The following is a 12,969-nucleotide window of genomic DNA, read 5'->3' as shown; positions in this document are numbered from 1 at the left end:
TTTGTAGCGCTTTTTTAATGATCAAAATAAGATAAAAATACCCTTATAATCGTAACAAAATCTATTGTTAAGCTAATGTTTAATCGGTATTAAAAAAGGGGCAAATGGGGGAGATCAACCCTGCCGATTGGAAAATTATGATATTTTTGTGTCCCGATTTAAGTAGACGAAAAATTGTATTATTAAGTTAATTATTAGGTAGTTATGGCAAATTTAGATTTAAGCAAGTACGGAATTGTTGACGTACAGGAAATTATCCACAACCCTTCATACGAGAAACTTTATGAAGAAGAAATGAATCCTGCTTTAGAGGGATTCGAAAAAGGTCAGTTAACAGAGCTTGACGCTGTTAACGTAATGACAGGTGTATTTACAGGTCGTTCGCCTAAAGATAAATACATTGTTAAAGATGCAACCACTGAAAACACAATGTGGTGGACATCTCCAGAATCTCCAAACGATAACAAACCTATTACTCAAGAGGTTTGGAATGACCTTAAAGCGACTACAACAAGCCAGCTTTCAGGTAAAAAATTATTTGTAGTTGACACATTTTGTGGTGCAAACGAAGATACTCGTTTGAAAGTTCGTTTCATCATGGAAGTTGCATGGCAGGCACACTTTGTGACTAACATGTTCCTTCGTCCAACTGCTGAAGAACTGGAAACTTACGGCGAGCCGGATTTCGTTGTAATGAACGGTTCAAAATCTTCTAATGAGAAATACAAAGAGCACGGATTGAACTCAGAAGTGTACACTGTATTTAACCTGACTGAAAAAATGCAGGTAATTGGTGGTACATGGTATGGTGGTGAAATGAAAAAAGGTATGTTCGCAATGATGAACTACTACCTGCCACTTCGCGGTATTGCTTCAATGCACTGTTCTGCTAACGTTGGCGAAGCTGGTGACGTTGCTATCTTCTTCGGTCTTTCAGGTACTGGTAAAACAACACTTTCAACTGACGCTTCACGTAAATTGATTGGTGATGACGAGCACGGTTGGGATGACGAAGGTATCTTTAACTTCGAAGGTGGTTGTTACGCAAAAACTATCGACCTTGACAAAGATGCTGAGCCGGAAATTTTCGGTGCTATCAAACGTAACGCTCTTTTGGAGAACGTAACTGTTGATGCTGATGGTAAAATTGATTTCACTGATGGTTCTGTTACTCAGAACACCCGTGTGTCTTACCCAATTGACCACATCGAGAACATCGCTGTACCATCAAAAGCCGGTCATGCGAAAAAAGTAATTTTCCTTTCTGCTGATGCATTTGGTGTATTGCCTCCGGTTTCAAAATTAACTCCGGAACAAACTAAATACCACTTCTTATCAGGATTTACTGCAAAATTAGCAGGTACTGAGCGTGGTGTAACTGCTCCTCAGCCTACATTCTCTGCATGTTTCGGTGCTGCATTCTTAACATTGCACCCAACAAAATATGCTGCTGAGTTAGTGAAAAAAATGGAAGAGCACGGAGCTGAAGCTTATTTGGTAAACACTGGTTGGAACGGTACCGGAAAACGTATCTCTATTAAAGATACTCGTGGTATCATCAACGCTATCCTTGACGGATCAATCGAGAAAGCTGAAACTAAAACTATTCCGGTATTTAACCTGGAAGTACCTACTGCATTGCCAGGAGTTGATACAGGTATTCTTGATCCACGCGACACTTACGCTGACGTTAAAGAGTGGGAAGATAAAGCTCAGGATTTGGGTAGCCGCTTTGTTAAAAACTTCGTTAAATACACTGATAACGAAGAAGGTAAAGCATTGGTTGCTGCTGGTCCTCAAGTTGACTAATTCAGATCAATCTTTATATACGCAAAACCTTCTGTCTACGGGCAGAAGGTTTTTTTGTGTCCTAAAATGGCTCCATTATCGCGTTCGACAGGCAGTGTTTTCTCAACAAAATGTATCCTTTCGCATGCTACAGATGGTATTTTTTCCATAAAATGGCCCTTATCGCATGCTACAGATGGCATTCTGCTGAAAAAATAGCCCCTTTCGCGTGCGATAGACCTTGTTTTTTCGAAAAAGTGGGGCCTATCGCATGCGATAGCCAATGATTTCTCAAAAAAATGCCCCCTTACGCATGCGATAGGTAGTGTTTGCTCAAAAAAATGGTGCTTATCGCACGTGGTTACCTTATGCATTTATAAATTACAGAGTAGAGGTGCGTTTTAGCTCATCAATAATTTTCGATGTAGTTGCCGCAATATTATAAAATAAACGAAGTTGTTGCCGTTTTAATCCGGCCTCGGTACCCCTAATTTGCTGTTGTAATGTCATTAAGAGTTTCGACAGGTCGGATGAAAACTTTTCCTCCTGGATGGTGCTTTCTTTTCCGGCTTCACTCATTTTTTTGTCGATTTGCCGGAACAGCGATTCAATATCATTATAGTTTACCATATTGGCTTCGCGATGTGCCCCCAGTGCCGAAAGGTGCGATAACAGTGCATGATTTAAATAGGTGATGGTTAAAGCATTTTCCATATTACGCTGTTTGCTTTTGGGTTCCTGCCGCATACTGTTCCATGCCTGTGCCAGCTCGTTATCGGCCAGGTGCGCTTCTCTTCGGGCAATGCGGTACTTTAAATCGTCGTTACTTGCTTCTTTATACTCTTTTGCAATGGCCTGAAAATAGTTCCTGTTCTTTTCCAGTGCCGTGGAAATAAGCCCCGAAATGCGCCGATATTGCCAGCCCGGCCACAAAAAACGAATGGTAAGAAACGACAAAGTTGCACCAAGCAGTGTATCAACAAGGCGCGGAATCATGATATTTATGCCTCCGTCGTTTGAAATGATATTAAAAGCACTCAGTACAAAAGTGGTTACAAAAATTACCGCTACCGAATATTTTTTTCGCAGCCAGTAGAAAAAGGCCATTGCCGAGCCCATCATTAGCAGAACCTGTGCTGCAGTAGTCGTGAAAATCTGTAACAATGCAGCGCCAATAATAATACCTGTTGCAGTTCCGAGTAAACGCTCGAAAAGGCGCCGGCGCGTGTCGCTGTAAGTAATCTGGCTAACAAACAAACTGGTTAGCATTACCCACTGGCCTTTGTCGAGATCGAGATAAATCTGAAGAATGTAACCCAATGCAAAGGTTAGGCTGAGCCGCAATGCATAACGCATTCGTGGATGACGTAAAGTAAGCTGTTCTTTCAGGCGTTGAAAAGGGGTTCTTTCATCGTGCCGTAAACGGGGGATAGACGTGCCTTCTTCCAGGTTGTCGAGGTATTTTAACGAAACATGCGACCGATGCAAATTATGGTGAAGCAGGATCAGGTCCTGAGCCTCTTCAACAGGCATTGTTTGCAGTTTGTCGTCGATGGCTTTTGAAATCCACTCTAACGCCGGCGGATGAATATAAGAAGTTCCGGTAAGCATATTTTCGGCCACCATTCTTGAGGCATAGGCCAGTTGACGAAGCATTTCGCCAAAACCTTCCAATATCTCGATTTGTTCGTTGCTGTTTCCCAGTTTATCGTGGCGCTGGTGCGTTGATGCGGCACGCTCATGCAAACTTTGCAACAACATAAAACGCTGGAGATAACGGTTAAGCGGTTCTGTGTTCCTCATTTCCCGGGCATAATTGTTCAATACGTTTTTTATTGCTTCAAGTGCATTTACCACATTTACGTTTAGCAAAGCCAGGTCTTTGTTTATGTCTTCCTGGTCTTCTTTATGGCTGGGGAAAAGCAGCACTTTTTTTTCCAGATAGTTGCCAAGCGCCCGGAAACCGCTGGCCATTTGCTGGTCGAGTAAACGCCATGGATTTCGAAAGATCAGGATCAATGTCAGTATGCCGTGAAAAAGTGCTCCGGCTGGTAATAAAATCGCCTGCCAGTACCACGCCGGACTGATTTCAACACCAAGCATGGCATAAATGCCCACCAATATGGAGCCGAAAGTAATGGCACGATAACGTTCGCCAATGCCGCCAATTAAAATGAAAATGATGGTGGAGAGTATAAACCCGGCACCAAGTAGCCAGGTGTAGTTATTTAAAAGCCCAACCGAAAAACTGGAAATGAAAAAGCTGAGGATAGTTATCGACAAGGATTTTACACGCCCTTTGGGGTGGTCGTCGGTTTCCGACAAAGCACCGGCCAATGCTCCCAAAGCCAGCGTTACTCCGAAATACGGCAGGCCGGCAATGATAAAAGGTATTGCCAAAATACCCATCGAAATGGTTGCACGCAAAGCAAACAAACGGTAGGGATGTAACAGGAATACATCGCGGAAAAATTTTATGTTGGTTCGCAAATGGCCTTTTTCCCGGTTCTTCATAGATAATGTGTAAAAGTGTTTTTACAAAGCTAATGAATGCGAATAGAAATTAATTACTAAACCGTTCAGCTCTTAACAATAATATCTTGTAAGGTAGCTTTTATTGTTGGGTATTCGAAATGAAAACCGGCTTTCTGCAACTTATCAGACGATACTTCAGGTGACTGCGTAAGTAACGAAGCTGCCTTGCCAAACACCAATTTTAAAGCAAATGCAGGGACGGTAAAAAATGCAGGACGGTTTAACTCCCGGGCAAAGCTGTGCGTAAATTCTTTATTCGAAATCGTTTCGGGTGCGGTTAAATTGAACGTTTCGCTTGTTTCAAGTGTTTCGGTGGCCCAAATAAATGCATTAACCACATCCTGTTCGTGAATAAAAGGAAAAGTCTGCTCACCCGACCCGATTTTACCACCAAGGCCCAGTTTAAAAGGTAAAAGCATGTTTTGTATTGTTTTTGCCTCTTTGCCAAAAACAATTCCGAGCCGAAATACTACAGTTTGCACATTCTTGGGTAAAGCAGTTAGTTCGTGTTCCCAGTCTTTAACTACCTCTCCAACAAAACCATCGTCAAAATTTTTACTTTCTTCGGTGTGCGAATGTCCTGATTTGTAAATGCCAATGGCAGATGCCGATACCACTTTTTTCGGGCGCTCAATTTCGGGTAGTTCACTAATCGCTTTTACCAGGTTATGGGTGGTTTTTACCCGGCTGTTGTAAATGATTTCTTTATTTTTCTTTGTCCAGCGTTGTAAAATGGGCGCGCCGGCAAGGTTAATTACAACATCGGTATTTCGAATTTCTTCCTGCAGGTTCGCTGATGAACTATAGAGTAAGTCCCGGTTTATGCCAGATACAGTATGCCCTTTTTTCACCAGTTCTGATGAAATTAGCTGACCAATATAACCGTTACTCCCCGTGAGTTTTATTTTCATCTTACAACGATTTATTAGGTTAACAAAAACTTTAGCTTTTAGTTCCTTAAAATTTGTTAATCGCGCTTGCTAATTGTTACTTTTACCACATCAATAAAAAATGACAAAGCACAGACAGCATATTCTGGTTAGGTTGCACCGGTGGCGGTTAAAGCACCTGGGCGAGCGGGGTTTTTTAACCGTGCTGAGTATTGTTATTGGTGTTTTGGCAGGTATTGCCGCCGTAATTATTAAAAATACGGTGCGTTTTACCGAAGAGATGGTGCATAATCTTGTTTCAAACGAAGTGCAGAATTACATTTATTTTGCTTTGCCGGTTGTTGGTATTTTTCTCGCTATTCTGGTAATCAAATATATTGTTCGTTCAGAAGTCAGGCACGGAATTCCCAATGTGCTGCATAGTATCTCAAAACGAAAAGGAAAAATCTCAAGGCATAATTTATTTTCGTCGGTTGTAACGGCTTCGTTAACCGTTGGTTTTGGAGGATCGGTAGGGTTGGAGGGCCCAACTGTAGCAACCGGCACGGCCTGGGGATCGTGGATTGCCAATATTTTTCGGCTCAACTATAAAAATACCATTTTGATGCTTGCCTGCGCCTGTGCCGGGGCTATGGCTGCCATTTTTAAAGCGCCCATTGCAGCCATTGTTTTTGCTGTTGAAGTAATAATGATCGACCTCACCGTGTTTTCACTTGTGCCGCTTTTACTGGCGTCATCAACGGCGGTGCTAACCTCGTATTTATTTCTCGGGCAAGATGTACTCTATCCGTTTAATGTAGTTGATGCTTTTGAGCTGGGCGATTTACCTTATTACATTGCTTTGGGAATTGTTACCGGTTTTGTGTCGGTCTATTTTACGAAAATGTACTTGTTTATAGCCGATATATTTGAAAAATTTAAAAGTAGCCGGATACGATTAGTTGTTGGAGGGGCCGGTCTTGGGGCACTAATCTTTCTTTTTCCGGCACTTTACGGCGAAGGTTACGAGTCGATAAACGAATGTTTGGCCGGCGATTTAAACTATCTTTTCGATAATAGTTTATTCTATTCATTACGCGAAGAGTTGTGGGCAGCCATGCTGCTTATTGTGGCAGTTATATTGCTAAAAATCGTAGCCACATCACTTACTTTCGGAGCCGGTGGTGTTGGAGGTATTTTTGCGCCAACGCTTTTTATGGGAGTAAATACCGGAATGCTTTTTTCCCTGGTTGTAAGCCGGCTGGGCGTGCGCGAACTAAATTCGAATAACTTTGCACTAATAGGAATGGCGGGATTAATTGCAGGTGTTTTGCATGCGCCGCTTACCGGAATATTCCTCATTGCTGATATTTCAGGAGGGTACAAGTTATTTGTGCCACTCATGGTTACAGCCACATTTGCATACCTTATTGTAAGGGCATTTACGCCTAATTCGGTGTATCATATTCAGTTGGCACGCCGCAAAGAATTGTTAACCCACGATAAAGATGCAAACGTACTGCAAATGATGCAGGTAAAACAACTAATTGAAACTGACTTTGAAGTATTGTCGCCCGATGCAACTTTGCGCGACCTTACAGAGGCCATTACCAGGGCACATCGCGATTTGTTTCCGATTGTTAAAGAAGACGGAACAATGGTGGGTATGGTAAAAATGGACGATGTAAGAACGATGATCTTTAAACATGAACTATACGACACGGTGAAAATTAACGAGTTGATGTATATGCCTGAATTTTCTATCGACCCGAATGACAGCATGGAAATTGTTACTGCTAAATTCGAGTCATCGGGGCGTTATAACCTGGCGGTGATAGAAAATGGTAAATACATCGGATTTATTTCGCGGGCACGTGTGTTTACCCGCTATCGAAAACAGATAATTGATGTTTCTCATGTTTAGATTATTTCGAATTAACAAGATGTTGCTGAATAAGTCACTTAACCGGCTTGTTGCCTGGCGAATTGCAAAAATTCCGGAAAAGAACTTTTTGTATTTGCTGAGTCTGATTGTTGGACTGTTAAGCGGACTGGCAGCCCTGTTGTTAAAAAACCTGATCCACATTGTTGCTGAAGAGTTAACCGAAGTAATTTCTGTTGAAGGATTTAATTACCTCTATTTATTGTATCCATTCATCGGAATAATGCTAACGGTTTTGTTTGTTCGGTATATTATTCGTGATGATATCGGGCACGGAGTGTCTAAAATTCTCTATTCAATTTCGAAGAAAAGCAGTAAGCTACGGCCATCAAAAACCTATTCGTCGATGATTGCCAGTTCGCTAACCATTGGTTTTGGCGGATCGGTAGGATCGGAGGCCCCAATTGTACTAACCGGAGCTTCAATAGGATCGAACCTCGCACGCATATTTAGACTACGCTATAAATACATTACCCTTATGGTGGGTTGTGGAGCAGCCGGAGCAATTGCAGGTATTTTTAATGCGCCAATGGCAGGTATTGTTTTTACTCTGGAAGTGCTGATGCTCGATCTGACCATGGCCTTTTTAATTCCATTGCTGATTTCGGCAGTTTCGGCCACGGTAATTTCGTACTTTTTTATGGGCGAAGGCGTTATGCTGCATTTCGATCAGGTTACACCATTTCATATTAATATGATATGGATTTACATACTTGTAGGAATTTTTACTGGTTTGCTGGGAATCTATTTTACCCGCGGAACCATGTTTCTTGAGAAGCGTTTTGGTACAATAAACAACTGGTTTGTGCGGGTGCTTATCGGAGCTGTTACGCTTGGTATTTTAATTTTTATATTCCCTCCGCTTTGGGGCGAAGGTTATACCAGCATTAACTCGGTTTTTAATAACCAGGGAGCTGATTTATTGAATAACTCCATTTTCTTTCAGTGGAAAGATAATCCATATATCGTTTTACTGGTATTGGCCGGAATACTCATTTTTAAGGTGTTTGCCATGTCGGCTACAACCGGCTCGGGGGGTAACGGTGGTATTTTTGCTCCAACATTGTTTACAGGTGCTATTGCCGGTTATTTTTTGGTGTTTTTGCTCAATACTTTTTTCGATCTTGGGGTACCCGAAAATAACTTTGCATTAGCAGGAATGGCCGGAATGATGGCTGCAGTAATGCATGCTCCACTTACAGGAATATTCTTAACCGCCGAAATAACCGGCGGTTATGGTTTGTTTATTCCCTTACTGATTACTTCAACGGTGGCGTATGTAACCATCATGCGTTTTGAGCCGCATTCTATTTATACCAAACACCTGGCACAAACCGGCGATTTAATTACGCACCACAAAGACAAAGCAATTCTACGCTCGATGGAGGTAAAAAAGCTGATTGAGAACGACTTTGAAATTATTTCTCCCGATGCCAGTTTGCGCGATCTGGTAAAATCAATTTCAAAATCGAACCGGAACCTATTCCCAATTGTCGACGAAGATGGTTATCTGAAAGGGATGGTAAAACTCTCGAAGGTTAAACACCTTATTTTTGAGCACGAACTTTACGATCAGGTGATGGTGAAAGACCTGATGTTTATGCCTGAATTCTATATTTCGTCGAAAGACAATATGGAAACAGTGGCCAAAAAGTTTGAAACTTCAAACCGATACAATCTTGCCGTTATCGACGATGGTAAATATCTTGGCTTTATTTCGCGTGCGGTGGTTTTCTCCAACTACAGAAAAACCCTGGAATATTTCTCGCATGACTAGAGTGCTTATTTCTTTAAAAGTCATAAATATTAAAATTAGGTATTGAACTGAGTTTTGGAATTTATTTTCTTTACTTTTGAAAAAAATTTAAAAAGTATTGGATTATGATTTCCCGACGTTCCTTTTTAGCGAAAAGTTCGTTAACGCTTGCCGGTGCCGGTGTTGCCACAAAAGCATTTTCAAATTCGGTTTTTCAGACAACAATTAAATATCCCGTTGTAATCTCAACATGGAATCATGGTATGCCTGCCAATGAGGCTGCCTGGGAAATATTGTCGAAAGGAGGACATTCGCTTGACGCAGTGGAAGCGGGAGTGCGCGTTCCCGAAGGCGATCCGAATGTAATTACCGTAGGAAAAGGCGGAATTCCGGATGCCAGCGGAAAAGTAACCCTCGACGCCTGTATTATGGATGAGAAAGGGCGTGCAGGAAGTGTAACGTATTTGCAAGACATTGTGCATCCTGTTTCGGTAGCTCGCCTGGTAATGGAAAAAACGCCGCATGTAATGCTGAGCGGAAAAGGAGCTTTGGATTTTGCACTCGAAAATGGTTTTGAAAAAGAAAAGCTGTTAACCAAAGCCCGTAAAAAGGAATGGAAGAAGTGGAAAAAGGAAAATAAGGAATTCAGTAATAAGATCAATATTGAGAATGTTACCGAGGATAACCACGATACCATTGGCATGCTGGCACTCGATGAAGATGGGCGTATTTCAGGTGCTTGTACTACCAGTGGAATGGGCTATAAAATGCCCGGCAGGGTAGGCGACTCGCCTATTATTGGTGCCGGTTTGTTTGTTGATGGCGAAGTGGGAGGTGCAACAGCTACCGGATCGGGTGAACTGGTAATGAAAACGCTTGGTTCGTTTTTAGTGGTTGAATTAATGCGTAGCGGCATGTCGCCCGACAGGGCTTGCGAGGAGGCCGTTCGTCGTATCGCCAAAAAGATTCCCGATTATCAAAGTCATCAAATTGGTTACATTGCTTTGAATACAAAAGGCGAGTATGGATCGTTTTGTATCCAGCCCGGTTTTAACTATGCTGTTAAAACGGCTGACCAAACCGAATTGATAGAGGCTGAAGCCTGGCTAAAGAAATTATAGAATTTTTCAGGTGTTTGCTCTCTTTTCAAAACCAGGGAGAATATTTATTCGGAGTTAATAGCTCATAAAAAAAGGTGTTCAAAAATCGAACACCTTCTTTTAAATATCTTTCGGATAGCTTACCAACGGTCGCCACCGCCGCCACCACGACGATCGTATCCGCCACCGCCACCGCCTCTGCGGTCGCCACCACCGCCGCCACCGCGACGATCGTATCCACCGCCACCGCCTCTGCGGTCGCCACCGCCGCCGCCACGGTTGTAACCACCACCGCCACCGCGGTTGTAGCCACCACCGCCGCCACCGCGATTAAAATCACGACGTGGACGCTCTTGTGGAGCATTTGCTTCTTTAACTACGATTTGTTTTCCTTCAATTTCAGCATCATTAAGTGCAGCAATCGCTGCATTAGCTTCTTCGTCGTTTGGCATTTCAACAAAACCAAAACATTTTGAGTTTCCCGTTTCTCTGTCAAAAATAACTTTGGCAGACGCTACTTCTCCGTGTGCAGAGAACAGCTCATTTAAGTAGTCACCAGTAATCGATGAGTCTAACTTTGCAACAAATAAATTCATAAAAAATAGAAAAATATAAATGTATAAATGTAAAAATTTGCGGCATTATGCCGCGTTATTCTTAAAAAATTATTGTTAAGTATAAAGAACGCGTCAGACGTTAAAACGGAAAATCACAAAAACAGGTGAAGTGCGAATTAAAATCTTATATCAAAGTAACGGACTAATTATTAGATTATCACAATAAAAACCTTGTTTTTTTTATTAAAATCTCAAAAAATATTCAAAAAACAAAGCCTCTCCGAAGAAAGGCCCTGGTAAGGTGAGATTTAAATTAATTTCTTCCGGTTTTCGGAAGGTTTTTTTCGTTACTTCTTGTAAGCTAAAATAATAAATTTGTTAGAATTCGTAATGAGGAGCGATAATTTTTTTGTTTCGTAATATGTTAATTACGGCATCAACTATCTGGTCGTCTTCCATTGAGGCATAATTAAAAATCACATCAAAATCATCGTTTTCAGCTTTACGGCCAATGATCTTTTCAATAAAGGCGTCTCGCTTTTTATCGGCCAAAGTAATGTATTCTGCGGCCTCCAGCCGGGTCATGTCTTTAATCTGCATTATTCGGTTAATTCGCCAGTCGGCAGGAGCTTCAAGCCTGATGTTTAGCTTGTTGGGTATGTCTTTTAAAATAGCTCCCGACGAACGCCCAACGATAATTGTACGTCCGTGGTAGGCCAGCCGGCAAATAATTCCTTTTAAGGCCGCAATCAACCGATCGTCCGAAATATCGTAAATTGTTTCATCCGAAAAGGCACGGCCAACCTCCTTCAGAAATACTATCGATTCTTCGGCATCTTCAAAATCCCCTGATTTTAGTTCCTCTATCATTTCATCAACAACACCTAAAAAAACACCTTTATCCACATATTTCCACTCCACATCGGTTTTCGTTTCCGACATGTAACTGTAGCCGGTCAGTATTTTTGAAAGCTTAATGGCGAGACGCTTTGCCGAGCACCCCGCTTGCCGCGAAATAGTGAGAAAAGGTCCGGGATAATCACCTGATTCGAGGTTAATACATTTCGATTCATTAAGATAGCTATTCAGAAAATTTTTCATATGATTTAGGATTGTTAGTTTTTAGCTGTTGGAGATGAATTTGAACCCTCGATACGATTTTTGGAGCAATAAATAGAGCTGTCCGTTTCATAACCGGGATGTTAGTTTAGTTTATCAGACCAATTTACAATCAAATTTTGTGGAATAGAAGCTAATGTGTTATACAATACCCTGTTTGGCGAATGTTATTCAGCAACTTTTGTGAGGGAAACTTATTTCTGTATTTTTATTGACAAGAATTTTGCTAGTAGTAATATCATACAATGTAAAGCATGAAAAATCAGGTTACGGTGGCTTTAGCTTCTTTTGGTATGTCGGGTAAGGTGTTTCACGGCCCCTTGTTGAAAGTAAATCCGAATTTCAAAGTAAAATTGGTGTTGGAACGTTCGAAAAGCTTATCGAAAGAGCTGTTTCCCGATGCAACGATTGTAAAAAGTTACGACGATATTTTAACCGATACCGAGGTTGAACTGGTAGTTGTTAACACGCCTGATCAGTTACATTATACCATGGTGAAACAGGCGCTTGAAGCCGGTAAACACGTGGTGGTTGAAAAACCGGCAACCTTGCGGAGCGCGGAATTACAGGAGCTGATTGAGCTGGCACAAGCAAAAGGTTTGGTATTTACGGTTTTCCAGAACCGCCGGTGGGATGGTGATTTTAGAACAGTACAGAAAGTAATAAAGGAAGCACGGTTTGGCCGGTTGGTAGAATTTGAATCGCATTACGACCGTTACCGCACCGAAATTACACCCGACACATGGAAAGAAGAAGGCGATGAATATTGTGGTGTTTTGTATAACCTCGGATCGCATATGGTTGACCAGGCCTACGTATTATTTGGAAAGCCGCAAGCGGTTACAGCACATTTAAAAACAGTGCGAACCGGCGGGAAAGTGGCCGATTATTACGAAATCAGGTTGGATTATGAAGGTTTTTCGGCCTTGTTAAAATGTTCGTACCTGGTAATGGATCCCGGACCAAGATATACTTTAAACGGAGAGTACGGTACATTTAAAAAGTGGGGAATTGACGGCCAGGAGGAGCTGTTAAAAGCCGAAAATTTGCCCAAAGGTGACGAATGGGGAAAAGAAGAAGTCGATTGGTGGGGAACACTGGTTTACACCGAAGACGACGAGCACGTGGAAGAACTGGTTGAAACCATACCCGGTGATTACCGCATTTTTTACGATAAGTTGTATAAAGCAATCAGAAACAACAAAGCCTTACCGGTTGATCCGGCCGAAGCACTGGAAGTATTAAAAATATTGGAGGCCTGCCTGTTAAGCAATAAAGATAGAAGAACGGTAATACTTTAGGA

General features: G+C 41.8%; 9 protein-coding genes. 5 read left to right on the top strand and 4 right to left on the bottom strand.

Annotated features, from left to right (window positions below; genetic code table 11):
• The first annotated feature begins 204 nt into the window (after window positions 1-204).
• Window positions 205-1,809, top strand: coding sequence for a phosphoenolpyruvate carboxykinase (ATP) (pckA, locus tag LH29_RS11780; RefSeq protein WP_045029900.1), 1,605 nt, complete (start codon window positions 205-207; stop codon window positions 1,807-1,809).
• A 360-nt stretch (window positions 1,810-2,169) separates the two neighbouring features.
• Here pckA and LH29_RS11770 read toward each other — a convergent pair whose 3' ends face one another.
• Both LH29_RS11770 and LH29_RS11765 read right to left on the bottom strand, forming a co-directional pair.
• A complete protein-coding gene (locus LH29_RS11770) occupies window positions 2,170-4,302 on the bottom strand; it encodes an FUSC family membrane protein (protein ID WP_052670835.1) in 2,133 nt (710 codons plus the stop codon).
• A 65-nt stretch (window positions 4,303-4,367) separates the two neighbouring features.
• On the bottom strand, window positions 4,368-5,234 hold the full coding sequence (locus LH29_RS11765) for a TIGR01777 family oxidoreductase (protein ID WP_045029895.1): 867 nt from the start codon (window positions 5,232-5,234) through the stop codon (window positions 4,368-4,370).
• A gap of 100 nt (window positions 5,235-5,334) precedes the next feature.
• Between LH29_RS11765 and LH29_RS11760 the strand changes: the two genes are divergently transcribed.
• The 3 genes from LH29_RS11760 (at window position 5,335) to LH29_RS11750 (ending at window position 10,011) form a co-directional block, all read left to right on the top strand.
• Window positions 5,335-7,116, top strand: a complete 1,782-nt coding sequence (locus tag LH29_RS11760) for a chloride channel protein (protein WP_045029893.1) — start codon at window positions 5,335-5,337, stop codon at window positions 7,114-7,116.
• Window positions 7,109-8,911 carry a chloride channel protein gene (locus tag LH29_RS11755; protein WP_232302840.1) on the top strand — a complete coding sequence of 601 codons (1,803 nt, stop codon included), beginning with the start codon at window positions 7,109-7,111 and terminating at the stop codon, window positions 8,909-8,911. The genes LH29_RS11760 and LH29_RS11755 overlap by 8 nt, the downstream gene beginning before the upstream one ends.
• A 104-nt stretch (window positions 8,912-9,015) precedes the next feature.
• Window positions 9,016-10,011 (top strand): N(4)-(beta-N-acetylglucosaminyl)-L-asparaginase, encoded by a 996-nt coding sequence (locus tag LH29_RS11750; RefSeq protein ID WP_045029888.1) that lies wholly within the window; start codon window positions 9,016-9,018, stop codon window positions 10,009-10,011.
• Window positions 10,012-10,130: 119 nt separating this feature from the next.
• Here the strand turns inward: LH29_RS11750 and LH29_RS11745 are convergent, their stop codons facing one another.
• Both LH29_RS11745 and LH29_RS11740 read right to left on the bottom strand, forming a co-directional pair.
• Entirely contained in the window at window positions 10,131-10,586 is a 456-nt protein-coding gene (locus tag LH29_RS11745; RefSeq protein ID WP_045029886.1) for an RNA recognition motif domain-containing protein, read from the bottom strand.
• 339 nt (window positions 10,587-10,925) lie between these two features.
• Complete coding sequence (locus LH29_RS11740) at window positions 10,926-11,648, bottom strand: cytidylate kinase-like family protein (RefSeq protein WP_082063605.1); 723 nt, start codon at window positions 11,646-11,648, stop codon at window positions 10,926-10,928.
• A gap of 272 nt (window positions 11,649-11,920) precedes the next feature.
• On the opposite strand from LH29_RS11740, the gene LH29_RS11735 reads away from it, so the two are divergent.
• A complete protein-coding gene (locus LH29_RS11735; protein WP_045029881.1) occupies window positions 11,921-12,967 on the top strand; it encodes a Gfo/Idh/MocA family oxidoreductase in 1,047 nt (348 codons plus the stop codon).
• The last annotated feature ends 2 nt before the right edge of the window (window positions 12,968-12,969 follow it).

It is taken from the genome of Draconibacterium sediminis, assembly GCF_000949475.1.
Classification (GTDB): domain Bacteria; phylum Bacteroidota; class Bacteroidia; order Bacteroidales; family Prolixibacteraceae; genus Draconibacterium; species Draconibacterium sediminis.
This window is presented reverse-complemented; position numbering and strand designations above follow the sequence as displayed.

Bases quoted from the DNA above. Each gene is read 5' to 3' on its own strand.
- LH29_RS11740 (WP_082063605.1), bottom strand. From the start codon at position 11,648: ATGAAAAATTTTCTGAATAGCTATCTTAATGAATCGAAATGTATTAAC.
- LH29_RS11750 (WP_045029888.1), top strand. From the start codon at position 9,016: ATGATTTCCCGACGTTCCTTTTTAGCGAAAAGTTCGTTAACGCTTGCC.
- LH29_RS11745 (WP_045029886.1), bottom strand. From the start codon at position 10,586: ATGAATTTATTTGTTGCAAAGTTAGACTCATCGATTACTGGTGACTAC.
- LH29_RS11760 (WP_045029893.1), top strand. From the start codon at position 5,335: ATGACAAAGCACAGACAGCATATTCTGGTTAGGTTGCACCGGTGGCGG.
- LH29_RS11755 (WP_232302840.1), top strand. From the start codon at position 7,109: ATGTTTAGATTATTTCGAATTAACAAGATGTTGCTGAATAAGTCACTT.
- LH29_RS11765 (WP_045029895.1), bottom strand. From the start codon at position 5,234: ATGAAAATAAAACTCACGGGGAGTAACGGTTATATTGGTCAGCTAATT.
- LH29_RS11735 (WP_045029881.1), top strand. From the start codon at position 11,921: ATGAAAAATCAGGTTACGGTGGCTTTAGCTTCTTTTGGTATGTCGGGT.
- LH29_RS11770 (WP_052670835.1), bottom strand. From the start codon at position 4,302: ATGAAGAACCGGGAAAAAGGCCATTTGCGAACCAACATAAAATTTTTC.
- pckA (WP_045029900.1), top strand. From the start codon at position 205: ATGGCAAATTTAGATTTAAGCAAGTACGGAATTGTTGACGTACAGGAA.